Consider the following 23455-nt stretch of genomic DNA (forward strand, 5'->3'; position numbering starts at 1 on the left):
CCATGGAAGCATTCACCAAGCACACCGGCCGGGCCGTCCCGCTGCGCCGCAGCAACGTCGACACCGACCAGATCATCCCCGCCCACTGGCTGAAGAAGGTCACCAGGGACGGCTTCGAGGACGGTCTCTTCGAGGCCTGGCGCAAGGACACGGAGTTCGTGCTCAACAAGCCCGAGCGCCAGGGCGCGTCCGTCTTGGTGGCGGGGCCCGACTTCGGCACGGGGTCCTCGCGCGAGCACGCCGTCTGGGCGCTCCAGAACTTCGGCTTCAAGGCGGTCGTCTCCTCCCGCTTCGCCGACATCTTCCGGGGCAACTCGCTGAAGAACGGCCTGCTCACCGTGGTGCTCGACCAGAAGGTCGTGGACGCGCTCTGGGAGCTGACGGAGAACGACCCGCAGGCCGAGGTCACGGTCGACCTGGAGGACCGCCAGGTCCGCGCGGCGGGCATCACCGCCGACTTCGACCTCGACGAGAACGCCCGCTGGCGGCTCCTGAACGGCCTGGACGACATCAGCATCACGCTCCGGAACGAGCAGGACATCTCCGCGTACGAGAGCGGGCGGCCCTCCTTCAAGCCCAGCACCGTTCAGGTCTGACACTCCGCAACACCCTGATGTACCCCCAATCGTGGACGGTTGGGGGTACCTCTGTGTGTGGCCCCCGAACAGGGGCAGACGGCCTGAACGGGGGTGTCAACTCCCGTGCCCTGGCGGGAAGAAGAGGCCGGAAATCCCCTTGTACTCGGCCGGGCAAGGTACCCTCGAAACAGCGGCGGACGGCGGCAGTTACCCCCTGCGGAGGCGACAACTCGCCCCAGATGGCACAATCGGTGCATGGGACGTGACAGCCAACTCGAGCTCTACGGGCTCGTCGCGGACCAACTGAAGGAAGCGCACTCAAAAGTGCGCGCACTGCAAGTCCCGGAGGGCGTACGGATGGCGCTGACCCGGAAGCTGCTGGTCATTACGGCCGCGGCCAAACACGATCTCGCCGATGCGGCAAGGCGTCTGGAGCGATTCATGGCGGACCTCGATGAGGGCCGATTCCCGGAAGACGCCTGAGCGCCGAGCCTCAACGGGCCTTCGAGGAACTCCGAGATGAGCCAGTTCGTTGCGGCACAAGGGTGATTAGCCCGTTTCGTGTTTGATTTGCGGTATATATCTGCCTAACGTGCGAAAAAGCCGGAGTATTTCGCTCCCGGCAATGTCTCCGAAGGGGAAGACGTGAACAAGGCGCAGCTCGTAGAAGCGATTGCCGACAAGGTCGGGGGCCGTCAGCAGGCCGCCGACGCCGTGGACGCGGTCCTGGACGCCGTCGTGCGCGCCGTGGTCAGCGGGGACCGTGTTTCGGTCACCGGCTTCGGCTCGTTCGAGAAGGTCGACCGTCCGGCCCGTTACGCCCGCAACCCGCAGACCGGGGAGCGCGTGCGGGTCAAGAAGACCTCGGTCCCGCGTTTCCGCGCCGGCCAGGGGTTCAAGGACCTGGTGAGCGGTTCGAAGAAGCTCCCGAAGAACGACGTCGCGGTCAAGAAGGCGCCCAAGGGCAGCCTGACCGGCGGTGCTTCGGCGACGGTCAAGAAGGCCGCGGCCAAGAAGGCGACGACCGCCAAGAAGGCCACCGCGAAGAAGGCCACGCCGGCGACGACGGCGACGGCGAAGAAGACCGCCGCGAAGAAGGCCACGCCCGCCAAGAAGACCACGGCGACGGCGAAGAAGGCCGCGGCCAAGAAGGCCACGCCCGCCGCCAAGAAGGCCACGCCGGCCGCCAAGACGGCGACGGCGAAGAAGACCACCGCCAAGAAGGCCACGCCCGCCGCCAAGAAGGCCACGGCGAAGAAGACCGCTCCGGCGACGAAGGCCACCGCCAAGAAGGCGCCCGCCAAGAAGTCCACGGCGCGCAAGACGACCGCCAAGAAGGCCACCGCCCGCAAGAAGTAGGGGCACAGAGGGCACTCACGCGCCGGGCCGGGCTCCCCCAGGGGAGCCCGGCCCGCGTCGTTGCGTCGTCGGCCCGTTCCGCCATTGCGCCGTACGGGTCAGAACGTCTGGAGCGTCACCAGGGTGATCCGGCGGCCCTCGCCCTCGCCGTCGACCTCGATGCGCACCCGCTGACCTGGCCGCAGCAGCCGCAGCCCGCCCGCGTCGAACGCGGGGGCCTCGAAGGGCACCGGGGTGCCGTCGTCGAGCAGCACGCTGCCGCTGCGGTTCTCGGAGTCGTATGTGTACGCGGTCGCCTGCATGGAGGCAGCGTACTTCGGTGGCTTCAGTCGGCGATGAGCAGCCGGGCGGCGGCCGCGGCGGTGCGCGGGCCCACGCCGAGCGCGAGAGCGGCCCGCAGATCCTCGCCGGTATCCACATCCTGGCGCACGGAATCGACGCCTTCCAGCGTGATTTCCACGGCACCGGACGCCGCGTGCCTGGCGCGCGAGTCCGTACCGAATTCTGGGGACAATTCCGTTCCCGCCGATGCTGTCAGGAGCGTCGTACCGATTCCTGCGGTATCCGGCAGAAATGCGCGAGGGAAAAGAGCGGCACAGTCGAGTACGCGGGCCAATTCCATCGGCCGCAGTGCCGGCAGATCGGCGTTCAGGGCCGCGACAGCCGCTTCGGGGCGGATCGCGCGCACGGCTTCGCCGCCGTGCCGCAGCGCGGCGTTGAGGCCCTCTGCGGGGGTGTCGGGGACGACGCGGGCGCCCAGCGCCGAGAGCTCGCGCCGCGCCAGGGCGTCGTCCGTGACGACCGCCACATCCCGCACCGCGGGGCAGGCCACAGCGGCTGCCACCGTGTCCTGGGCGAAGGCCAGGGCGAGACCGGGACGCAGCCCGTCACCGGCGGTGGCGGCCAGCCTGCTCTTGGCGCGCGCCAGCGGTTTCAGAGGTATGACCAGGGTCCACTGCACGGGCGCTCCGTCCTTGTCGTCGCGCCCATTGTGACCTGTCGGCGGGCCCGGGCACCGGCCACGGGAAAGGCGCGGCGCGGGGGCGGTGGCGGCAGACGGGTGGGCGTACGGTGTTCTCGACAGACCGGCAGCCCGGGGCGACACTTGTGCGGCCGAACAGTTCATGAAGGAAGGTGCCCGCGTGTCCCGCCGCAGAATCGGCTTCTGGTACCGCCTGGCGGCGGTGATCGCAAAACCGCCGCTGGTGGTTCTGTTCAAGCGGGACTGGCGTGGAATGGAGCACATCCCGGCTGACGGTGGATTCATCACGGCGGTGAATCACAACTCGTATATCGATCCGTTGTCGTACGCGCACTTCCAGTACAACACCGGACGAGTGCCGCGTTTCCTGGCCAAGGACGGCCTTTTCAAGGGCGGCTTCGTCGCGAAGGTCATGAAGGGCACCGGCCAGATCCCGGTCTACCGCGAGACCACGAACGCGCTCGACGCCTTCCGGGCCGCGGTGCACGCCATCGAACGCGGCGAGTGCGTCGCCTTCTACCCCGAGGGGACCCTCACCAGGGACCCCGCCGTATGGCCGATGACGGCCAAGTCCGGTGCCGCGCGGGTCGCGCTCGAAACCCGCTGCCCGGTGATCCCCGTCGCCCAGTGGGGCGCCAACCTCGCCCTGCCGCCGTACAGCAAGAAGCTCACCCTCTTCCCGCGCAGGACCCTCCAGGTGAAGGCGGGCCCGCCCGTCGACCTGTCGCGCTTCTACGACAAGGAGCCGACGCCCGAGGTGCTCCGCGAGGCGACCGAGGCCATCATGGCCGCGATCACCGAACTCCTGGCGGAGATCAGGGGCGAGAAGGCCCCCGCGACACCGTACGACCCGCGCATGGCGCGGCTGGAACAACGACGCAAGGCAGCGGGCCACAGCGCGACGCAAGGCACCGCGAAGAACACCCCGGAGGAAAGCAAGTGACGAACCCCGAGAACGCGGCAGGACCTGTGAGGGCCGCCGTCTTCGGAACGGGCTCCTGGGGTACGGCCTTCGGCATGGTGCTCGCCGACGCGGGGTGCGACGTCACCCTGTGGGGCCGCAGGGCCGAGATCGCCGAGGCCGTCAACTCCACCCGGCGCAACCCCGACTACCTCCCGGACGTCGAGCTGCCGGAGAACCTCCGCGCGACCACCGACGCGGCCGAGGCCGCCGCGGGCGCCGACTTCACGGTCCTCGCCGTGCCCTCCCAGACGCTGCGCGAGAACCTCGCCGCCTGGTCGCCGCTCCTGGCCCCCGAGACCGTTCTCGTCTCCCTCATGAAGGGCGTCGAACTGGGCTCCGCCATGCGGATGAGCGAGGTCATCGAGGACGTGACGAAGGTGGCGGCCGAGCGCGTCGCCGTCGTCACCGGTCCCAACCTGGCCCGCGAGATCGCCGCGAGGCAGCCCGCCGCCGCCGTGGTCGCCTGCCGGGACGAAGCCGTCGCGCAGCGCCTCCAGAGGGCCTGCCACACGCCGTACTTCCGCCCGTACACCAACACCGACGTGATCGGCTGCGAGCTCGGCGGTGCCGTCAAGAACGTCATCGGTCTCGCCGTCGGCATCGCGGACGGCATGGGCCTCGGCGACAACACCAAGGGCTCGCTCATCACGCGCGGCCTGGCGGAGACCACCCGGCTCGGGCTCGCCATGGGCGCGGACCCGCTGACCTTCTCCGGACTCGCCGGTCTCGGCGACCTGGTGGCGACCTGTTCGTCGCCGCTTTCGCGCAACCACACCTTCGGCACCAACCTCGGCAAGGGCATGACCCTTCAGGAGACCATCGCGGTCACCAAGCAGACCGCCGAGGGCGTCAAGTCCTGCGAGTCGGTGCTCGATCTGGCCCGCAGGCACGGCGTCGACATGCCCATCACGGAGACCGTCGTGGGCATCGTGCACGAGGGCACACCCCCGCTGGTCGCCCTGAAGGAGCTGATGTCGCGCAGCGCCAAGCCCGAGCGCCGCTGACGGCACGACTGACTCCGCCAGGCACGAACAGGTACTCTCAAGCCGATATGAGCAGCGAGAACCTCCCCCAGAGCCCTGAGCAGCGCCCCGAGTCGAGCTCTGAGCGACCGCTCCGCAAGCCGCGCGTGGCCGTCGTCTTCGGCGGCCGCAGTTCGGAGCACGGCATCTCCGTCGTCACGGCCGGCGCCGTGCTGCGCGCGATCGACCGCACCAAGTACGACGTCCTGCCCATCGGCATCACGACGGACGGCCGCTGGGCGCTGACCGCCGACGAGCCCGAGCGGATGGCCATCGCCGACCGCAGGATGCCGAACGTCGCGGAGATCGCCGACTCCATGGAGGGCGGTGTCGTGCTGCCGGTCGACCCGGGCAACCGCGAGGTCGTCTACAGCGAGCCCGGCTCCGTGCCCAAGGCGCTCGGCGAGGTCGACGTCGTCTTCCCGATGCTGCACGGTCCCTACGGAGAGGACGGCACCCTGCAGGGGCTGCTCGAACTCTCCGGAGTGCCGTACGTGGGCTCCGGTGTCCTCGCCTCGGCCGTCGGCCAGGACAAGGACTACATGAAGCGGGTGTTCACCTCCTTCGGCCTCGACGTCGGCCCGTACCTGGTGATCCGCCCGCGCGAGTGGCGCCAGGACGAGGCGGGCGCCCGGCAGCGCGTCGCGGACTTCGTGGGCGAGCACGGCTGGCCGCTCTTCATCAAGCCCGCGCGCGCGGGCTCCTCGATCGGCATCACGAAGGTGGACTCCTTCGAGGGCCTGGACGACGCGATCGCCGAGGCGCAGCGCCACGACCCCAAGATCCTCGTGGAGGCGCTGCTGCGCGGCCGGGAGATCGAGTGCGGCGTCCTGGAGTTCGAGGACGGCCCCCGGGCGAGCGTGCCCGCCGAGATCCCGCCCGTGCAGACGCACGACTACTACGACTTCGAGGCGAAGTACATCGACTCGACGCCGGGCATCGTGCCGGCGCCGCTGACGCCCGAGGAGACCGCGGAGATCCAGCGGCTCGCCGTCGAGGCCTTCGAGGCGGCGTCCTGCGAGGGCCTGGTGCGCGCGGACTTCTTCCTCACCGAGGACGGCCGCTTCGTGATCAACGAGATCAACACCATGCCGGGCTTCACGCCCATCTCGATGTACCCGCAGATGTGGGAGAAGAGCGGAGTCGGCTACGCGGAACTGGTGGACCGCCTCATCCAGGCGGCGCTGAACCGCCCCACCGGGCTGCGCTGAACCTCAGGCGATGCCCTCGGGGACGGTCTTCTTGACGGGCCCGGCGAAATCCGTGAGCGGGCCGAGACCGTCCCCGGCACGCTCTTCCGGCAGCGTCACCTCGACGTAGGCGAGGCGCGCCCCCGTGGTGAACGTGTACGACCCGTCGTCGCGCTTCTGCAGCAGCCAGGCGACGCCGTTCACCTTGACGCCGTTCTTCGCGGCGTACGCGGGATCGATCATCTCCGGGGGCCGCTCGACACCGCAGCGCAGTATGATCGCCGGGTCTCCCCACCCGGCGGTCAGCTCCGACGTGGGCCCGGGGTCGGTCCGCTCAAGTCCCTCGACCTTCTCCGGGAGCTGTTCGTGCAGGTCCCGGCAGAGTCCCGCGGCCTTCGCGGCCGGGGACGGAACCACCACCGGCGTCTCGTCGTCCGAAGATGAGCAGGCCGCCGTCGTGATCAACAGCGCGAGGGCGGACGTTCCTGTGAGGCAGCGGCGCCGGAGACGGGGGATGTTCACCGGGCCAGGGTAGACGGGGGCTACAAGTGTACGACCGGGCAGGTCAGGGTTCGGGTGATGCCGTCCACTTGCTGGACTTTGGCGACCACCATGTGGCCGAGTTCGTCCACCGTGTCCGCCTGGGCGCGCACGATGACATCGTAGGGGCCGGTCACGTCCTCGGCCTGGATCACTCCCGGGATCTTGCCGATCAGCTCGGCGACGGTCGACGCCTTGCCGACCTCTGTCTGGATCAGGATGTACGCCTGTACCACGGAACCTCCAGGGCGGCCACGAGGATCATGTGGGGAGAGAAGGGACGCCACGGTACCGCGTCGTCGCTCGCCGCGGGGAGACCCGGGCGGGCTGTGGCGCACATCGTGGTGGACGGAGAGCAGAATTCGACGGTCACGTCGACCGTACCGACGACGCAGACGGCTCGCGACCGCAAGCCGAGCAGTGTGAAAGGGCATGGTGAGACTCGGTGAAGGGAACCGTGGGCGAGTTGGGGGAGTTCGGGCTCATCAGGGAGCTCACCTCACGGCTCACCTCCACCCCGGCCGTACGGATCGGCCCCGGCGATGACGCCGCGGTCGTGTCCGCTCCGGACCGCAGGGTCGTGGCGAGCACCGACATTCTCCTCGAAGGGCGGCATTTCCGCCGCGACTGGTCCACCGCGTACGACGTGGGCCGCAAGGCCGCCGCGCAGAACCTCGCCGACATCGCCGCCATGGGCGCCGTGCCGACCGCGCTCCTGCTCGGCCTCGTCGTCCCCGCTGAGCTGCCCGTGAGCTGGCCCACCGAGCTGATGGACGGCATCAGGGACGAGTGCCAGGTCGCGGGCGCGGCCGTCGTGGGCGGCGACGTCGTGCGCGGTGACACGATCACCGTCGCGATCACCGCCCTCGGCGACCTGCGCAACCACGAGGCCGTCACGCGCGGCGGCGCCAAGACCGGCGATGTCGTCGCCGTCACCGGCTGGTTGGGCTGGTCCGCGGCCGGCCACGCGGTGCTCTCGCGCGGCTTCCGCTCACCGCGCGCCTTCGTGGAGGCGCACCGCAGGCCCGAACCGCCCTACCACGCGGGCCCCGCGGCCGCCGGGCTCGGCGCGACCTCCATGACCGACGTCAGCGACGGCCTCATCGCCGACCTCGGCCACATCGCCGAGGCGAGCAAGGTGCGCATCGACATCCGCTCCGGAGACGTCGACGTGCCCTCCCAGATGAACGACATCGGCCAGGCCGTCGGCGTCGACCCGCTCCAGTGGGTGCTCAACGGCGGCGAGGACCACGCGATCGTGGCGACCTTCCCCGCCGACGTGAAGCTGCCCGCCCGCTGGAAGGTCATCGGCGAGGTCCAGAACCCCTCCGCGCTGCCCCAGGTGACCGTGGACGGCGCGCCCTGGACCAGCAAGGGCTGGGACCACTTCGGGGACAACGGAGACGACGCGTGAGCACCCACCCCGATGCCGCGCCCGCATCGGCGCCGCCACGCGTCCTGACCGTCGCGGGCTCCGACTCGGGCGGCGGCGCGGGCATCCAGGCCGACCTGAAGACGATGCTGGCCCTCGGCACGCACGGCATGAGCGTCGTCACGGCCGTCACCGCGCAGAACTCACTGGGCGTGCAGGGCTTCTGGGAGCTCCCGGCGGAGGCGGTGCGGGCCCAGTACCGCAGCGTCGTCGACGACATCGGCGTAGGAGCCGTGAAGACCGGCATGCTCGCCTCCGCCGAACTGGTGGAGACCGTCGCGGAGTTGCTCGCCGGTACGGACGCGCCCGCCGTCGTCGACCCGGTCGGCGTCTCCAAGCACGGCGACCCGCTGCTCGCGGCGTCCGCCCTGGACTCGGTGCGCACGAAGCTGCTGCCGGCCGCCACGGTCGCGACGCCCAACCTCGACGAGGTCGCGCAACTGACCGGCATCGAGGTCGCCTCCGAGGACGGCCTGCGGCGCGCCGCCGCCGCGGTCCTCGCCTACGGGCCCACGTGGGTGCTCATCAAGGGCGGCCATCTCAAGGGCGACGCCGTGGACCTGCTCACCGACGGCTCCGAGGAGCACGTCCTGCGCGCTCCCCGCCACGACAACCGGCACACCCACGGCACGGGATGCACCCTGGCCAGCGCGATCGCCGCGCGGCTCGCCCGGGGCGACGACGTCCCCACGGCCGTCGCGGCCGCCAAGGAGTACGTGACCGGGGCGATCGCCGCCGGATTCGCGCTCGGCGGCGGCATCGGCCCGGTCGATCACGGCTGGCGGTTCAGGGGGGCGTAGTCCCGCGCGGAGGGCCGGTCGGCGGCGTCCACGGGCTGGTAGTTCTTGAGCGTGATGCCGCTCGCGGCCTTCTCCGTCAGCCTCTTGAAGAAGCCCGCCAGGAAGCGCGAGGCGAGTACCCGGTACGCCCGGTCCCGGCTGCGGATCTTCTTCTCCGTGGGCGGCGCGAGGAAGGGGCCCGCGTTGCCGGAGATCTTCTGGCAGCCCCTGGCGTAGTCCCGGACCTCGGCCTCGTACGCGGCGAACGCGACGCGATGGTCCCCGCGCGCCGCCGCGAGCTCACCGGCCAGGACGTACGCGCAGACCAGCGCGGTGCCCGTACCGATGCCGCCCATCGTGGCGCCGTACCCGGCGTCCCCGAGCAGGACCACGCGGCCCCGGGAGAGCCGGTCGACGTGGATCTGGGCGATCGCGTCGAAGTACAGGTCGTCGGCGCTCTCCAGGCCCTCCAGGGCCTTCGCGGCCTGCGGCCACCCCATGCCGGCGAACCGGTCGGCGAGCAGCCGCTTCTGCTGCTCCTTGTCGTGGCGGTCGTGGTCGAGCCGCTCGGAGGCGAAGACCAGGCCGGCGCCGGCCCGCTGCGGGTCACCGTCATAGTTGTTGATCATCAGGGTGCGGCCGGGCTCGCTGTACATGAGTGCGGTGCGGTCGAGGCCCAGGTGGTTCGGGATGCTGAAGCCGGCCACGTAGTAGCCGAGGTGGCGCAGGTAGCGCGACTCGTCGCCGAAGACCAGGCGGCGGGTGTGGGAGTGCAGCCCGTCGGCGCCGACGACCAGGTCGAAGCGGCGGGGAGCACCGCGGTCGAAGGTCACGTCGACGCCTTCGGAGTGCTCGGTCAGCGTCGCGACGGAGTCCCCGAAGACGTACTCCACGGCGTCCCTGGTGCGCTCGTACAGGATTCCGGAGAGGTCGCCGCGGAAGATCTCCACGTCACCGCTCATCAGGAAGGCGGGCAGCTCCACCCGCTCCGTGCCGTCGGCCTCGACGATGGTCTGGCGGCCCATGTGCGTCTGACGGCGGTGCACCTCGTCCCAGATGCCCATGCGCCGCAGCACCGTGCGGTGGACGTCACCGCGGAAGTCGACGGCGAAGCCGCCCTCGCGCAGGGCGGGCGCCTTCTCCACGACGGTGACGCGGGCGCCGTGGCGGGCGAGCCAGAGCGCGAGCGCCGGTCCCGCGACGCTGGCGCCCGAGATCAGGACGTCCAGGTGGGCGAGGCTGTGGGTGGGGGTGGTCCGGGTCTTCTTCTGGGTCTTCTGGGTCTTCTGGGTCTTGTTCGGCTTCATGGGAGGAGCTTCGGGCGGGCTGCTTACCGCCCGCCTACCGTTCCCTGACCGCCGCTGACCGCAGGCTCCTGCCCTGGTCGTAGGCCTGCTCGTACTCCTCGGGGGAGAGCAGCGCGCGGGCCGAGCGCTCGACGGCCGCGACGTCGGGGTCCCCGGCGATCAGGGCGCCGCGCAGGCCGTGGGCGGCGCCCAGGAGGCGGGCGGCCTCCTCGGGGTGCGCGGCGACGGCTGCCAGCGCCTCGGCGACCTCGGCCAGCTCTCCGGTGTCCGCGGCCAGGGCGCGCGCCTGCTCGAACCACTCGGCCGCCTCCTCGCGCCGGGACTCGGCGAGCGCGGTGCGCCCCAGGCCGACCAGGGCCCGCACGCTCTGGCCGAGGCTGAACCAGTTGGCCGCGTACGTCTCTAGGGCGGCCTCGTAGTGCTCACGCGCGCGTGCCGTGTCACCGCCGAGCCGGGCGGCGTGCCCGAGGCCGCGCCGGGCGGTGGCCACCTTGTCCGGGACGCCGGTGGTGCGGGCGAGGGCGGCGGAGCGCGTGTAGTGGGCCGCGGCCCCTTCGAGGTCGCCGGCGTGCAGCAGGACCGTGGCCCGCTGGTGCAGCAGGTCGGCGGTCTCCTCCGGCGCCTCCAGCTCGCGTACGTGGACCAGGCCCTCGTCGAGGAGTTCCAGTGCCGTCGCGCGCTCGCCCCGCCAGTCGGCGAACATGGCGAGCGGGTCGAGACAGTTGGCCGTGCCCCAGCGGTCGCCGGTCGTACGGAAACCGGCGAGGGAGCGGGCGAACGCGGCCTCCGACGCCTCGGCGCGCCCCGCGAACAGCTCCTGGAAGCCCTGCCCGAGGTCGAGGAGCGCCACGCCCCAGGGGTCGTCGCCGACCTGGGCGCGGACCTGGTCCTCCATGGCCCGCGCGGGCCCGCCCGCCACCGACCAGAGCACCACCAGGTGCGGCAGCCGCAGCGGTCCCGCGAGCGCCGCGAGGAGGGTGTCCGTGCGTGCCAGGCGCTCCGGCTCACCGGGGTCGGAGCCGTCGCCCGCGATCGTGTTGATCAGGCAGAGGACGTACTCCTCGCAGAGCCCCTCGGGCGGCTCGGTGCCCACCGCGTCGAGCAGCGCGAGGGCGAGGGCCCTGCGCTCCCCGTAGATGCCCCGCAGCCGCCAGTACCAGGACAGCGCCGCCATCAGCCGCAGCCCGCCGCGCGGATCGGTGCGGGTCAGGTGCCGCAGCGCGGCGTCCAGGTTGCCGTGCTCACCGAAGAGCCGCGCCAGCCAGGGAAGCTGGCCGCCGCCGCGCAGCTCGGGGTCGGCGGTCTCGGCCAGGCGCAGGAAGTACGCGGCGTGCGCGGCCCGCAGCCGGTCCTCCTCGCCGGCCTCCGCCAGGTGCCCGGCGCAGAACGCGCGGATGGTCCGCAGCATGCCGTAGCGCCCGTCGGCCACGTCGAGGAACGACTTCTCCGCCAGGGAGGCCAGCAGGTCCTCGGATTGCGGCACCCCGCAGACCGCCTCCACGGCCTCCGCGGTGGCGCCGCCGGAGAACACCGTCAGGCGGCGGGCCAGCTCCCGCTCCTCGCCGTCGAGCAGCTCCCAGCTCCACTCCACGACCGCGTGCAGGGTGCGGTGCCGGGGCGCCTTCGTGCGGTCGCCGCGGGAAAGCACCCGGAAACGGTCACCGAGCCGGGCCGCGAGCTCCTCCAGGGAGAGCGTGCGCAGCCGGGCGGCGGCCAGTTCGATGGCGAGCGGAAGCCCGTCGAGAGCGGCACAGATCTCATCGATGAGCCGGTGCCGGTCGGCGTCGGCCACGCGCGCGTGCTCATCGTCGGCCACGCGCGCGTGGGGGCTGCCCGGGCTGCCGGTCAGGAGGTCAGGACGTACGGCCGCCGCGCGCTCGGCGAAGAGCAGCGCCGCGGGTTCCGGGGCGAGCGGCGGCACCGGCCACAGCACCTCTCCGGTGATCCCCAGGCCCTCCCGGCTGGTGGCGAGCACCCGCACGCCGGGGCAGGCGCCGAGGAGCAGCCCGGTGACCCGGGCCGCCTCGTCGACGAGGTGCTCGCAGTTGTCAAGGACCAGCAGCAGCTCGCGCCCCTCCAGGGCGGAAAGGAGCCGCTCGGTGGTGTCGCCGCCCGGTGTGTGGAAGCCCTCCCGTACGCCGAGCGCCGAGAGGATGGCATACGTGACCTGCGCCCCGTCGCCGAGCGGCGCCAGCTCCACGTAGCAGACGTCGGGCAGCGGGCGGGCGGCCTCGATCGCCAGCCGTGTCTTGCCCGCGCCGCCGGGGCCGATGAGCGTGACCAGCCGGGCTCCGGCCAGCAGGGCGCCGATGCGCGCGAGCTCGTCGGTACGCCCCACGCACCGGGTCAGCTGCGCGGGCACGCCGCGCTGCCGGGCCGGTTCCCGGCCCCGGAGCAGCTCCAGGTGGAGCGCGGACAGCTCGGCCGAGGGGTCGGTGCCCAGGGCGTCCGCCAGGGCCTGCCGCGCCTCCTCGTAGACGGTGAGGGCCTCGGCGGGCCGCCCGGCCGCCCGCAGGGCCCGCATCAGCAGCGCGCGGGGCCGCTCGCTCAGCGGATGCGCGGCGATCAGTTCACGCAGCTCCGGTACGAGCGCGGGGCCGCCGCCCAGCGCGAGGTCCGCCTCGGCACGGTCCTGCGTGGCGGCGAGCCGCTGTTCGTCGAGGCGGGCGACCAGGGGACGGGCGTCCGGGAGGTCCGCGAGGGCCGGGCCCCGCCACAGCCCGAGCGCCTCCTTGAGCAGCGCGGCGGCCCCGGCGTGGTCCCCGGAGCCGAGCGCCCGCCGCCCCTCATGGGCCAGGCGCTCGAAGCGGTGGAGGTCGACGTCCTCGGGGGAGACGGCGATGAGGTACCCCGGGGGAGCCGCCCGGATGTCCAGACCGAGGCGCTTGCGCAGCCGGGAGACCTGCGACTGGAGGGCGTTGCCCGCACCCGCCGGGGGGTCGTCCCCGTAGAGCCCGTCGGTGAGCCGCTCGACGGAGACGGGGCGGCCCGCGTCCAGGAGCAGCAGGGTGAGCAGCGCGCGCGGGCGCGGCCCGCCGGGGTCCAGGGGAGTGCCGTCGCAGGAACGTATGTCCAGGGGGCCGAGGATGCCGAAGCGCATCCGGCCGATTCTGGCAGGGGTGTCGTCCCCGCGCGTGGGCACACGAAAAAGCCGGTCCCCCTGACGGGGAACCGGCTCATTCAGCAACCAGCTAGGTGGCCGCGCTGACGTCAGCGCGAGACCTTGCCGGCCTTGATGCACGAGGTGCAGGCGTTGAGGCGCTTCGGCGTCCCGCTCACCACGGCACGCACACGCTGGATGTTCGGGTTCCAGCGACGGGGCGTACGGCGGTGTGAGTGCGAGATGGCGTTGCCGAAGCCCGGCCCCTTGCCGCAGACGTCGCAGTTGGCAGCCACGGGTCACTCCAAAGACTTCAGATGCACTTACGGTTAATCCCGGCATGCCGGGATCAGTGCAATGATCGGAATGGCGTTGCCAGGAGGAATGGCCCGATGGGTATCGGGCAACCGGAGCAGCATACAACGACCGCTTCGGTAGAACGAAACTACCATGTCTTCCCCGGCCCCCGCCCCACGGCCTCCGTTCACCCTGGGTCTACGCTGCGTCCATTCCGCATGGTCAAGGAGGCGAACAGGTGCCGCAGAACCTCGACGCGGTCGCGGTGCGCGCCTGGTCCCGGCTGGCTCTGGAGGCCCTCGGCAGGGCCCGCGAGGAGATCGACTCCATCAATGTCTATCCGGTCGCGGACGGGGACACCGGAACGAACCTCTATCTGACGATGGAGTCGGCGTGCCTGGCGGTGGACGCGGCCTTCACGGGCCACGAGCCGTCCGCGCCCTCGCTGGCGGAGACGGTGCGCGCGATGGCGCACGGGGCCCTCATCGGGGCCCGCGGAAATTCCGGCACGATCCTCTCGCAGCTCCTGCGCGGCATGGCCCAGGTCCTCGGCGGCCCGGACGGCCAAGGCGCCCCTGACGCGGATCAGGCCGACGGGCGGGCCCTGGAGCTGGCACTGCGGCAGGCCGCCGAGTCCGCGTACGAGGCGGTCGCCCACCCGATCGAGGGCACTGTCCTCACCGTGGCGACCGCCGCGGCGAAGGCGGCGGCGGCCGAGGGCACCGGCGACTGCGAGGCCGTGGCACGAGCCTCCTACGAAGGGGCACGGACGGCCCTGGACCTGACCCCGGGACAGCTCGCCGTGCTGGGCCGCGCGGGCGTGGTGGACGCGGGCGGACGCGGCCTCGTCGCGGTGCTCGGGGCGCTGGTGGCCGCGCTGTCCGGCGAGACGGTGCCGTTCCGTGGCGCCGAGGGAAGCCACGCACGCGTGGTGGCCGGCGGGAGTGACCGCGTCCCGGCGGCGGAGCAGGCCGTCGAGTGCGACGACCTCCCGGCCGAGGAGGGCGGCCCCGCCTTCGAGGTGATCTACCTCCTGGAGGCGGACGACACCGCGGTCGCCCGGCTGCGGACCCGGCTCGACCGGCTCGGCGACTCCCTGGTCGTGGTCGGCGGCGACGGACTGTGGAACGTCCACGTCCATGTCGACGACGCGGGAGCGGCCGTCGAGGCGGGCGTGGAGGCGGGCCGCCCGCACCGCATCCGCATCACCCACTTCGGGGTGGGCGACGCGCACACCACCGCTCAGCCGCCCAGGGAGCGCGCCCAGCGGGCCATCGTCGCGGTCGTCCCCGGCGAGGGGCTCGCCGGGCTCTACGCCGAGGCCGGCGCGACCACCGTGCCCACGCGCGTGGGGGAGCCGCCGGCGAGCGGCGAGCTGGTCGACGCCGTCCGGCGGGCGCACGCGCGCGAAGTGGTGCTCCTGCCCAACGACGCGGAGCTGCGGCACACCGCGGCCGCGGCGGCGCAGCAGGCGAGGACGGAGGGCGTGCGCGTCGCGCTGATCCCCACCCGCTCCGCGGTGCAGGGCATCGCGGCCCTCGCCGTGCACGAGCCGGACCGCGGCTTCGACGAGGACGTGGTCGCCATGACGTCGGCGGCCGGCGCGACCCGCTACGGAGAACTGGCCGTCGCCGAGCGGCAGTCGTGGACCATGGCGGGCATCTGCCAGGCCGGTGACGTGCTCGGCCTGATCGACGGTGACGTCGCGGTGATCGGCTCGGAGGTCGCGCGCACCGCCACGTCGGTCCTCGACCGCATGCTGTCCGCCGGCGGCGAGATGGTCACGCTCGTCCTCGGCGAATCCGTCCCCGACACGCTCGCCGAGCACCTGGAGAAACACGTGCGCGAGACGTACCTGGCCGTCGACACGGTCGTCTACCGCGGCGGCCGCCAGGCGGCGCTGATGCTGATCGGCGTGGAGTAGCGCAACGCGGGGACGGATGCGCTCACGTAGCCGATGACCTGCGGATACGAGGGTCCTGCGGCGGATTGTCAGTGGGGTGGTGTGCAATGGATCTCGTGCCTGCGCTCGAAGAACCCCTGAAGAAAGTGGTCGGTCCCGCCACCGCGAAGGTGATGGCCGAGCACCTCGACCTGCACACGGTCGGCGACCTGCTGCACCACTACCCCCGACGGTATGCCGAGCGGGGTGAGCTCACCCGCCTCGCCGACCTCCCGCTGGACGAGCACGTCACGGTGGTCGCCCAAGTCGCGAGCGCGCGCCTGCACACGTTCAAGTCGCCCAAGGCGCCCCGCGGCCAGGGCCAGCGCCTCGAAGTCACCATCACCGACGGCAGCGGCGAGCTCCGCCTCGTCTTCTTCGGCCGCGGTGTCCACAAGCCGCACACGGAGCTGCTGCCCGGCACCCGCGCGATGTTCGCGGGCAAGGTCTCGGTCTTCAACCACCGCCTCCAGCTCGCCCACCCGGCGTATGAACTGCTGCGCGGCGGTGACCCGGACGCCGTGGACAGCTGGGCCGGCGCGCTCATCCCGATCTATCCGGCGTGCAAGCAACTGGAGTCCTGGAAGATCGCCAAGTCCGTCGAGACGGTCCTGCCCAGCGCACAGGAAGCCCTCGACCCGCTGCCCGCCTCGCTCCGGGAGGGCCGCGCACTCGTCCCGCTCCCCGAAGCCCTCCTGAAGATCCACCGCCCGCACACCAAGGCGGACATCGCCGCCGCCCGCGACCGCCTGAAGTGGGACGAGGCCTTCGTCCTCCAGGTCGCCCTGGCCAGGCGGCGGCACGCGGACGCGCAGCTCCCCGCCGTGGCCCGCAGACCCAGGGAGGGCGGCCTCCTGGACGCCTTCGACGCCAAGCTCCCCTTCACCCTCACCGAAGGCCAGCGGTCGGTCTCCAAGGAGATCTTCGACGACCTCGCGACCGAGCACCCGATGCACCGCCTCCTCCAGGGAGAGGTCGGATCGGGCAAGACGATGGTCGCCCTGCGCGCCATGCTCGCCGTGGTCGACGCGGGTGGGCAGGCCGCCATGCTCGCGCCGACCGAGGTCCTCGCCCAGCAGCACCACCGCTCGATCGTCGAGATGATGGGGGAGCTCGCCGAGGGCGGGATGCTCGGCGGTGCCGAGCAGGCCACCAAGGTCACACTGCTCACCGGCTCCATGGGTACGGCCGGCCGCCGTCAGGCCCTGCTCGACCTGGTCACCGGCGAGGCCGGCATCGTCATCGGCACCCATGCGCTGATCGAGGACAAGGTGCAGTTCCACGACCTCGGCCTGGTCGTCGTGGACGAGCAGCACCGCTTCGGCGTCGAGCAGCGCGACGCCCTGCGCGGCAAGGGCAAGCAGCCCCCGCACCTGCTCGTCATGACGGCCACGCCCATTCCCCGCACGGTCGCGATGACGGTCTTCGGCGACCTGGAGACCTCCGTCCTGGACCAGCTCCCGGCCGGCCGTTCGCCGATCGCCAGCCATGTGGTCCCCGCCCAGGACAAACCCCACTTCCTCGCCCGCGCCTGGGAGCGCGTGCGCGAGGAGGTCGAGAAGGGCCACCAGGCGTACGTGGTCTGCCCGCGCATCGGCGACGAGGAGGATGACCCCAAGAAGGCCGCGAAGACCGGCAAGAAGAAGTCGGCAGAGGACAGGGCGGAGGAAGAGGCCACCGCCGAGAAGCGGCCGCCGCTCGCCGTCCTCGACGTCGCCGAGCAGCTCACCCACGGCCCGCTGCGTGGCCTGCGGATCGAGCCGCTGCACGGCCGCATGCAGCCCGACGACAAGGACGCCGTGATGCGCCGCTTCGCCGCGGGCGAGACCCACGTCCTGGTCGCGACGACGGTCATCGAGGTCGGCGTGAACGTGCCGAACGCCACCGCCATGGTGATCATGGACGCCGACCGCTTCGGCGTCTCCCAGCTCCACCAGTTGCGCGGCCGGGTCGGCCGTGGCTCCGCGCCCGGCCTCTGCCTCCTGGTCACCGACATGCCGGAGGCGGCGCCGGCCCGCGCCCGCCTCGGCGCCGTCGCCGCCACGCTCGACGGCTTCGAGCTCTCCCGCATCGACCTGGAGCAGCGCCGCGAGGGCGATGTACTCGGCCAGGCCCAGTCCGGCGTCCGCACCAGCCTGCGCATGCTCGCGGTCATCGAGGACGAGGAGATCATCGCCGCCGCCCGCGAGGAGGCGGTCACGGTGGTGGCCGAGGACCCCGACCTGGAGCACCTGCCCGAGCTGCGCACGGCCCTCGACGCGCTGCTCGACGCCGAGCGCGAGCAGTACCTCGACAAGGGCTGACGCCCGGGCACGCCATATCGTGGAGGGACCACAGCCCAGCCAGAAGGACTCAGATGACCCGCGTGATCGCCGGTACGGCCGGCGGACGCCGCCTCGCCGTACCGCCGGGGAACGGCACCCGTCCCACGTCCGACCGTGCGCGCGAGGGCCTCTTCTCCACCTGGCAGGCCCTCCAGGGCACGCTCGACGGCACCCGCGTGCTCGACCTGTACGCGGGCTCGGGAGCCGTCGGCCTGGAGGCCCTCTCCCGGGGCTCCGCGCACACCCTGCTTGTCGAGGCGGACGCCCGAGCGGCCCGCACCATCCGGGAGAACGTGAAGACGGTCGGTCTGCCCGGCGCCGAGGTGAGAGCGGGCAAAGCCGCCCAGATCATCCGGCAGGGGCGGCCCTCCGCCCCGTATGACCTGGTGTTCCTCGATCCGCCCTACGCCGTCACCGATGACGATCTTCGGGAGATACTGCTCACACTCCGCTCGGAAGGCTGGCTCACGGGCGACGCGCTCGTCACCGTTGAACGCAGTACAAGAGGCGGTGTCTTCGGCTGGCCGGAGGGTTTCGAGGCCCTCAGGTCCCGTCGCTACGGCGAAGGGACGTTTTGGTACGGTCGCGCCGCCTCTACGTGCGACGACTCAGAGATCGCGCCATGACCGGACCGGAGAGCGAGGGACTCACGTTGCGCCGCGCCGTCTGTCCGGGGTCGTTCGACCCCATCACCAATGGACACCTCGACATCATCGCCCGCGCCTCCAAGCTGTACGACGTGGTGCACGTCGCGGTGATGATCAACCAGTCGAAGAAGGGCCTGTTCGAGATCGACGAGCGGATCGAGCTGATCCGCCAGGTCACGGCCGACTTCGGCAACGTCGAGGTGGAGTCCTTCCACGGCCTCCTCGTCGACTTCTGCAAGCAGCGCGACATCCCGGCCATCGTGAAGGGCCTGCGCGCGGTCAGCGACTTCGACTACGAGCTCCAGATGGCCCAGATGAACAACGGCCTCTCGGGCGTCGAGACCCTGTTCGTCCCCACCAACCCCACCTACAGCTTCCTCTCCTCCTCGCTGGTCAAGGAGGTCGCGGCCTGGGGCGGCGACGTCGCGCACCTGCTGCCGCCGGTGGTCCACGAGGCCCTGGTCGAACGCCTGGGCGAGAAGTGACGCCCGGGACGGCCCACTGACAGTTCGTCACCCGGTGTCGGGCGGGCGGCCACTGGCCTTACAGTCGTCCCGTCCGTCTCCCAACCAGCTGTAGAGAGTGGCGAGCACACGGTGGACGTGCAGAAGAAGATCGACGAGATCGTCAAGGCGGTCGGCAGCGCCCGGTCCATGCCCATGTCGGCCTCGTGCGTGGTCAACCGCGCCGATCTGCTCTCGATGCTCGAAGAGGTGCGCCAGGCGCTGCCGGGCTCCCTCGCCCAGGCGCAGGAGCTGATCGGCGGCCGTGAGCAGCTCGTCGAGCAGGCCCGCCAGGAGGCCGAGCGCATCATCAGCGGCGCGCACGCCGAGCGCGGCTCCCTGATCTCCGACACCGAGGTCGCCCGCCGCTCCCAGGGCGAGGCCGAGCGCATCCTCGCCGACGCCCGCCAGGCCGCCGAGGACGTCCGCGCCGAGGCCGACGACTACGTGGACAGCAAGCTCGCCAACTTCGAGGTCGTCCTCACCAAGACCCTCGGCTCGGTGGGCCGCGGCCGCGAGAAGCTCCTCGGCACCGGTCCCGGCGTCGACGAGCACGGCTACGAGGACGAGGACGCCCCCGAGCGCAGCCACGACCCCGAGACGCTGCGCCGAAACGCCGACGCGTACGTCGACGCCAAGCTCGGCGCCTTCGAGGCGGTCCTCGCCAAGACCCTGGAGGCGGTCGGCCGCGGCCGCCAGACCCTGCACGGCCGGGCGCCCGCCGACGAGCTGGGCGCGCTCGGTGACGGCAGCGCCACCCAGGGGCACACCACCGACGCCGAGTACCTCGCGGACCTCGCGGGCACCCCGGTCGACGCGCCCCCTCAGCGTCAGGCCCCGCCGCCCGAGCAGCCCCCGATGCAGCAGCCCCCGGTGCAGCCGCCCCAGGCCCCGCCGCTGCCGCCGCAGGACCCGTACGCGCAGCCGCAGCAGCAGCCGGACCCGTACGGATACCAGCAGCAGCCCCAGGACCCGTACGCGTACCAGCAGCCCTACGGCCAGCAGGACCCGTACGCGTACCAGCACCAGGACCTGCACCCGGACCAGCAGTACGGCTACGAGCAGCAGCAACAGCCGCAGCAGCCCTACGAGCAGCACCAGCAGCCCCAGATGCCCCAGCAGCCCCAGTACGAGGGCGCGGGGGCGCTGGAGGAGGCCAGCCTCTTCGATACGACCATGATCAGCGCCGAGCAGCTCCGCCAGTACGAGCAGGGGCGCCAGCAGGGGCGCTAACGGGGTAGATCGGTCCGGATTGGGCCGAGAGCGAATGGTCAAGTACCCTGGCTCTTCGGTCGCGCATACGTCCGCGACTCAGGCTGCCCACGCAAGCGGTGCATGAGCCGCGGCAGTGCGTCGGCCCCCTTTGAACTTCCCGGATCGAAAGCAGGAGAAGCCCTGAGCACGCGCCTCGACCACCGCAACCCACTCGTGTTCGACACACACGAACTGGGTCGGCGTCCTGGTGCCATGCAGCGGGTGGCCCGCGAGATCGAGGCACCCGGTCCGCCCGGCGTCCTCGGTATCGAAGGGGTCATCGGAGTGCCGCAGGGCGCCCCGGTCCAGCTCGACGTCCGTCTTGAGTCGGTCATGGAAGGGGTGCTTGTCACAGGCACCGCCCGTGCATCGGCCGAGGGGGAGTGCGTAAGGTGTCTGGAGCCGCTCGAGCTGGAGCTCGCAGCGGACTTCCAGGAGATGTTCTCGTACCCTGACGCCGACGACCGGGGCCGCACCGCGGAACCGGCCGACGACGCCGAGGAAGACGAGGACAGGCTCTTTCTCGAGGACGGCATGTTCGACCTCGAGCCTGTGCTGCGTGACGCGGTGGTGCTCGCACTGCCGATGCAGCCGGTGTGCCAGGAAGACTGCCCGGGCCTGTGTTCCCAATGCGGAGTGCGGCTCGCGGACGACCCGGACCACCACCATGACGCCGTCGACATCCGTTGGGCGGCACTGCAGGGACTCGCTGGAACCATCCAGGACGGCGAGAAGGACGAGATGAGCGGCGACGCGCCTCGATCAGCGCACGTCGACGAGAAGCAGGAGAAGTAGCCGTGGCTGTTCCGAAGCGGAAGATGTCGCGCAGCAACACGCGCCACCGCCGGTCGCAGTGGAAGGCTGCGGTCCCCACTCTGGTTTCGTGTGAGCGTTGCCAGGAGCCCAAGCTGCAGCACATCGCGTGCCCGAGCTGCGGCACGTACAACAAGCGCCAGGTCCTCGAGGTCTGAGCGGCTGGTGAGAGGCACCGTGTCTAGCCCCAAGAAGGCGGAAGACGCCAAGAAACTGGCGGAGACAACGGCCTCGTCCCACACGCTTCTGGAAGGGCGGCTCGGGTACAAGCTCGAGTCCGCCCTTCTGGTGCGTGCGCTGACCCACCGTTCGTACGCGTACGAGAACGGCGGCCTGCCGACGAACGAGCGGCTGGAGTTCCTCGGGGACTCCGTGCTCGGCCTCGTCGTCACGGACACGCTCTATCGCACCCACCCCGACCTGCCCGAAGGCCAGCTGGCCAAGTTGCGGGCCGCGGTGGTCAACTCGCGTGCACTGGCGGAGGTCAGCCGTGGCCTCGAACTCGGCTCCTTCATCCGGCTCGGCCGGGGTGAAGAGGGCACGGGAGGCAGGGACAAGGCATCCATCCTCGCCGACACCCTGGAAGCGGTGATCGGCGCGGTCTATCTGGACCAGGGCCTGGACGCGGCGGGTGAGCTGGTACACCGGCTCTTCGACCCGCTGATCGAGAAGTCCTCGAACCTGGGAGCGGGCCTGGACTGGAAGACCAGTCTCCAGGAGCTCACCGCGACGGAGAGCCTCGGCGTGCCCGAGTACCTCGTCACGGAGAGCGGACCCGACCACGAGAAGACCTTTACTGCTGCCGCCCGCGTCGGAGGCGTCTCGTACGGCACCGGCACCGGCCGCAGCAAGAAGGAAGCGGAGCAGCAGGCCGCGGAGTCCGCGTGGCGCGCGATTCGCGCCGCCGCGGACGAGCGGTTGAAGGCGGCGCAGGCCGTCATCGCCGTCGCCGCTGCCGAGACGGCCGACGGGGGCGCCGAAGCCCCGTCGGCCTGACAGTCGCTTCACTGTCTGGTGCCGGTCGCCCTTCGGGGTGGCCGGCACCAGCCTTTTCCCCGTCACGCGTCACCTGTTACCCGTCACCCGTCACCCACCGTCCTCACTCGTCATCCGGAGTGTTCACGTGCCCGAGCTGCCCGAAGTCGAAGTCGTCAGGCGCGGCCTTGAGCGCTGGGTCAGCGGCCGTGTGGTGGAAGAGGTGCGAGTGCTGCACCCGCGTGCCGTGCGCAGGCACATCGCCGGCGGCGAGGACTTCGGCGCCCGGCTGAGGGGCCACCGGGTCGGGCTCGCCCAGCGGCGCGGCAAGTACCTGTGGCTGCCGCTCGCCGACTCCGCCCAGTCGGTCCTCGCGCACCTCGGGATGAGCGGTCAGCTCCTCGTGCAGCCGCACGACGCCCCGGACGAGAAGCACCTGCGGATCCGCGTGCGGTTCGACGACGCCCAAGGCACCGAACTGCGCTTCGTCGACCAGCGGACCTTCGGCGGGCTCTCGCTGCACGACAACACCCCCGACGGGCTGCCCGACGTCATCGCGCACATCGCGCGCGACCCGCTCGACCCCGCCTTCGACGACGACGCCTTCCACCTCGCGCTGCGCCGCCGCCGTACGACGATCAAGCGGGCGCTGCTCGACCAGTCGCTGATCAGCGGCGTCGGCAACATCTACGCCGACGAGGCCCTGTGGCGCGCGCGCCTGCACTACGAGCGCCCCACCGCCACCTTCACGCGCCCGCGCACGGCGGAACTCCTCGGCCATGTGCGCGACGTGATGAACGAGGCCCTCGCCGTCGGCGGCACCAGCTTCGACAGCCTCTATGTCAACGTGAACGGCGAATCCGGCTACTTCGAGCGGTCGCTGGACGCCTACGGCCGTGAGGAGAAGCCCTGCCGCCGCTGCGGCACGGCGATCCGCCGCCGCCCCTGGATGAACCGCTCCAGCTACTTCTGCCCGCGCTGTCAGCGGCCGCCGCGCGTGGCGTCGTAACGCTCCTGCGCCCGGAGTACGTCACTCTGGCGGCCTTCCACGAAGTGGATCAGGGCCAGCAGGCGATCGGCGACCTCCCGGCCGAGCGGGGTGAGCCGATAGTCGACGCGGGGCGGATTGGTCGGCTGTGCGTCACGTTGCACCAGGCCGTCGCGTTCCAGCGCGTGCAGGGTCTGGGAGAGCATCTTCTCGCTCACGCCGTCGACGCGGCGCCGCAGTTCGTTGAAGCGGAACGTGTCGTCGTGCAGCGCTCCGAGCGTGAGCGCCCCCCAGCGTCCGGTGACGTGCTCCAGCGTGCTCCGGGACGGGCAGTGCCGGGAGAACACGTCGAACGCCATGTCCGTGGAATCCACCATGCAGACACCGTACTCCTGGACAGCGCAGCCCAGAAGATTGCGCTCACCAAAAGTAAGCGGGCTCCGCGCGGGAGCGGTCCGG

25 protein-coding genes are annotated in these 23455 nt (G+C 71.5%); 17 read left to right on the forward strand and 8 right to left on the reverse strand.

The window, feature by feature from the left end:
- Positions 1-2: 2 nt before the first annotated feature.
- The 3 genes from leuD (at position 3) to ACRAKF_RS27455 (ending at position 1937) form a co-directional block, all read left to right on the forward strand.
- Positions 3-596: a 3-isopropylmalate dehydratase small subunit gene (leuD, locus tag ACRAKF_RS27445; protein ID WP_447040209.1), complete on the forward strand. Its 594-nt coding sequence runs from the start codon at positions 3-5 to the stop codon at positions 594-596.
- 237 nt (positions 597-833) lie between these two features.
- Positions 834-1061, forward strand: a complete 228-nt coding sequence (locus ACRAKF_RS27450) for an SCO5555 family protein (RefSeq protein WP_447040210.1) — start codon at positions 834-836, stop codon at positions 1059-1061.
- 162 nt (positions 1062-1223) lie between these two features.
- Entirely contained in the window at positions 1224-1937 is a 714-nt protein-coding gene (locus tag ACRAKF_RS27455) for an HU family DNA-binding protein (protein ID WP_447040211.1), read from the forward strand.
- Positions 1938-2035: 98 nt separating this feature from the next.
- Here ACRAKF_RS27455 and ACRAKF_RS27460 read toward each other — a convergent pair whose 3' ends face one another.
- Together ACRAKF_RS27460 and cofC are read right to left on the reverse strand one after the other, a co-directional pair.
- Positions 2036-2239 (reverse strand): hypothetical protein, encoded by a 204-nt coding sequence (locus ACRAKF_RS27460; RefSeq protein ID WP_447040212.1) that lies wholly within the window; start codon positions 2237-2239, stop codon positions 2036-2038.
- Between the two features lie 23 nt (positions 2240-2262).
- Positions 2263-2898, reverse strand: a complete 636-nt coding sequence (gene cofC, locus ACRAKF_RS27465; RefSeq protein WP_447040213.1) for a 2-phospho-L-lactate guanylyltransferase — start codon at positions 2896-2898, stop codon at positions 2263-2265.
- A 181-nt stretch (positions 2899-3079) separates the two neighbouring features.
- Here cofC and ACRAKF_RS27470 point away from each other — a divergent pair, with 181 nt between their 5' ends.
- The 3 genes from ACRAKF_RS27470 to ACRAKF_RS27480 are packed head-to-tail and all read left to right on the forward strand — an operon-like array spanning position 3080 to position 6116.
- Complete coding sequence (locus ACRAKF_RS27470; RefSeq protein WP_447040214.1) at positions 3080-3862, forward strand: lysophospholipid acyltransferase family protein; 783 nt, start codon at positions 3080-3082, stop codon at positions 3860-3862.
- The gene (locus ACRAKF_RS27475; protein WP_447040215.1) at positions 3859-4887 is read left to right on the forward strand and encodes an NAD(P)H-dependent glycerol-3-phosphate dehydrogenase; all 1029 of its coding nucleotides are present in this window, start codon (positions 3859-3861) and stop codon (positions 4885-4887) included. Before ACRAKF_RS27470 ends, ACRAKF_RS27475 begins: the two co-directional genes overlap by 4 nt.
- Before the next feature lie 47 nt (positions 4888-4934).
- Positions 4935-6116 (forward strand): D-alanine--D-alanine ligase family protein, encoded by a 1182-nt coding sequence (locus ACRAKF_RS27480; RefSeq protein WP_447040216.1) that lies wholly within the window; start codon positions 4935-4937, stop codon positions 6114-6116.
- A gap of 3 nt (positions 6117-6119) precedes the next feature.
- Here ACRAKF_RS27480 and ACRAKF_RS27485 read toward each other — a convergent pair whose 3' ends face one another.
- Positions 6120-6617, reverse strand: coding sequence for a DUF3515 domain-containing protein (locus ACRAKF_RS27485; RefSeq protein WP_447040217.1), 498 nt, complete (start codon positions 6615-6617; stop codon positions 6120-6122).
- A 20-nt stretch (positions 6618-6637) separates the two neighbouring features.
- Positions 6638-6871 carry an Lrp/AsnC family transcriptional regulator gene (locus ACRAKF_RS27490; protein ID WP_361173939.1) on the reverse strand — a complete coding sequence of 78 codons (234 nt, stop codon included), beginning with the start codon at positions 6869-6871 and terminating at the stop codon, positions 6638-6640.
- A 209-nt stretch (positions 6872-7080) separates the two neighbouring features.
- Here ACRAKF_RS27490 and ACRAKF_RS27495 point away from each other — a divergent pair, with 209 nt between their 5' ends.
- Positions 7081-8049 (forward strand): thiamine-phosphate kinase, encoded by a 969-nt coding sequence (locus ACRAKF_RS27495; protein WP_447040218.1) that lies wholly within the window; start codon positions 7081-7083, stop codon positions 8047-8049.
- Positions 8046-8867 (forward strand): bifunctional hydroxymethylpyrimidine kinase/phosphomethylpyrimidine kinase, encoded by an 822-nt coding sequence (gene thiD / locus ACRAKF_RS27500; protein WP_447040219.1) that lies wholly within the window; start codon positions 8046-8048, stop codon positions 8865-8867. The genes ACRAKF_RS27495 and thiD overlap by 4 nt, the downstream gene beginning before the upstream one ends.
- Here thiD and ACRAKF_RS27505 read toward each other — a convergent pair.
- The 3 genes from ACRAKF_RS27505 to rpmB form a co-directional block, all read right to left on the reverse strand.
- Entirely contained in the window at positions 8840-10153 is a 1314-nt protein-coding gene (locus ACRAKF_RS27505; protein WP_447040220.1) for an FAD-dependent monooxygenase, read from the reverse strand. The genes thiD and ACRAKF_RS27505 overlap by 28 nt on opposite strands.
- 34 nt (positions 10154-10187) lie before the next feature.
- A complete protein-coding gene (locus tag ACRAKF_RS27510) occupies positions 10188-13253 on the reverse strand; it encodes a BTAD domain-containing putative transcriptional regulator (protein ID WP_447040221.1) in 3066 nt (1021 codons plus the stop codon).
- 110 nt (positions 13254-13363) lie between these two features.
- A complete protein-coding gene (rpmB, locus tag ACRAKF_RS27515; RefSeq protein ID WP_125515332.1) occupies positions 13364-13549 on the reverse strand; it encodes a 50S ribosomal protein L28 in 186 nt (61 codons plus the stop codon).
- Positions 13550-13761: 212 nt separating this feature from the next.
- Here rpmB and ACRAKF_RS27520 point away from each other — a divergent pair, with 212 nt between their 5' ends.
- The 9 genes from ACRAKF_RS27520 (at position 13762) to mutM (ending at position 23017) form a co-directional block, all read left to right on the forward strand.
- Positions 13762-15474 (forward strand): DAK2 domain-containing protein, encoded by a 1713-nt coding sequence (locus tag ACRAKF_RS27520; RefSeq protein ID WP_447042209.1) that lies wholly within the window; start codon positions 13762-13764, stop codon positions 15472-15474.
- 86 nt (positions 15475-15560) lie between these two features.
- On the forward strand, positions 15561-17795 hold the full coding sequence (gene recG, locus ACRAKF_RS27525; protein WP_447040222.1) for an ATP-dependent DNA helicase RecG: 2235 nt from the start codon (positions 15561-15563) through the stop codon (positions 17793-17795).
- A gap of 53 nt (positions 17796-17848) precedes the next feature.
- Positions 17849-18442 carry a 16S rRNA (guanine(966)-N(2))-methyltransferase RsmD gene (gene rsmD / locus ACRAKF_RS27530; RefSeq protein WP_447040223.1) on the forward strand — a complete coding sequence of 198 codons (594 nt, stop codon included), beginning with the start codon at positions 17849-17851 and terminating at the stop codon, positions 18440-18442.
- 26 nt (positions 18443-18468) lie between these two features.
- Complete coding sequence (gene coaD, locus ACRAKF_RS27535; RefSeq protein ID WP_447042211.1) at positions 18469-18948, forward strand: pantetheine-phosphate adenylyltransferase; 480 nt, start codon at positions 18469-18471, stop codon at positions 18946-18948.
- Positions 18949-19059: 111 nt separating this feature from the next.
- Entirely contained in the window at positions 19060-20199 is a 1140-nt protein-coding gene (locus tag ACRAKF_RS27540; RefSeq protein ID WP_447040224.1) for a cell division initiation protein, read from the forward strand.
- Positions 20200-20301: 102 nt separating this feature from the next.
- Positions 20302-21015 carry a YceD family protein gene (locus tag ACRAKF_RS27545; RefSeq protein ID WP_447040225.1) on the forward strand — a complete coding sequence of 238 codons (714 nt, stop codon included), beginning with the start codon at positions 20302-20304 and terminating at the stop codon, positions 21013-21015.
- Between the two features lie 2 nt (positions 21016-21017).
- On the forward strand, positions 21018-21191 hold the full coding sequence (rpmF, locus tag ACRAKF_RS27550; RefSeq protein ID WP_003965982.1) for a 50S ribosomal protein L32: 174 nt from the start codon (positions 21018-21020) through the stop codon (positions 21189-21191).
- Between the two features lie 7 nt (positions 21192-21198).
- Positions 21199-22029, forward strand: coding sequence for a ribonuclease III (gene rnc / locus ACRAKF_RS27555; protein WP_447040226.1), 831 nt, complete (start codon positions 21199-21201; stop codon positions 22027-22029).
- 127 nt (positions 22030-22156) lie between these two features.
- Positions 22157-23017, forward strand: a complete 861-nt coding sequence (mutM, locus tag ACRAKF_RS27560) for a bifunctional DNA-formamidopyrimidine glycosylase/DNA-(apurinic or apyrimidinic site) lyase (protein WP_447040227.1) — start codon at positions 22157-22159, stop codon at positions 23015-23017.
- Here the strand turns inward: mutM and ACRAKF_RS27565 are convergent.
- Positions 22990-23373 (reverse strand): winged helix-turn-helix transcriptional regulator, encoded by a 384-nt coding sequence (locus ACRAKF_RS27565; protein WP_447040228.1) that lies wholly within the window; start codon positions 23371-23373, stop codon positions 22990-22992. The genes mutM and ACRAKF_RS27565 overlap by 28 nt on opposite strands.
- Positions 23374-23455: the final 82 nt, after the last annotated feature.

The sequence above is a fragment of the Streptomyces sp. DSM 118878 genome (assembly GCF_052936595.1).

Coding starts and splice junctions, on each gene's coding strand:
- leuD (WP_447040209.1), top strand. CDS start 3: ATGGAAGCATTCACCAAGCACACCGGCCGGGCCGTCCCGCTGCGCCGC.
- ACRAKF_RS27450 (WP_447040210.1), top strand. CDS start 834: ATGGGACGTGACAGCCAACTCGAGCTCTACGGGCTCGTCGCGGACCAA.
- ACRAKF_RS27460 (WP_447040212.1), bottom strand. CDS start 2,239: ATGCAGGCGACCGCGTACACATACGACTCCGAGAACCGCAGCGGCAGC.
- ACRAKF_RS27480 (WP_447040216.1), top strand. CDS start 4,935: ATGAGCAGCGAGAACCTCCCCCAGAGCCCTGAGCAGCGCCCCGAGTCG.
- ACRAKF_RS27505 (WP_447040220.1), bottom strand. CDS start 10,153: ATGAAGCCGAACAAGACCCAGAAGACCCAGAAGACCCAGAAGAAGACC.
- ACRAKF_RS27510 (WP_447040221.1), bottom strand. CDS start 13,253: ATGCGCTTCGGCATCCTCGGCCCCCTGGACATACGTTCCTGCGACGGC.
- recG (WP_447040222.1), top strand. CDS start 15,561: ATGGATCTCGTGCCTGCGCTCGAAGAACCCCTGAAGAAAGTGGTCGGT.
- rsmD (WP_447040223.1), top strand. CDS start 17,849: ATGACCCGCGTGATCGCCGGTACGGCCGGCGGACGCCGCCTCGCCGTA.
- ACRAKF_RS27545 (WP_447040225.1), top strand. CDS start 20,302: ATGAGCCGCGGCAGTGCGTCGGCCCCCTTTGAACTTCCCGGATCGAAA.
- ACRAKF_RS27565 (WP_447040228.1), bottom strand. CDS start 23,373: ATGGTGGATTCCACGGACATGGCGTTCGACGTGTTCTCCCGGCACTGC.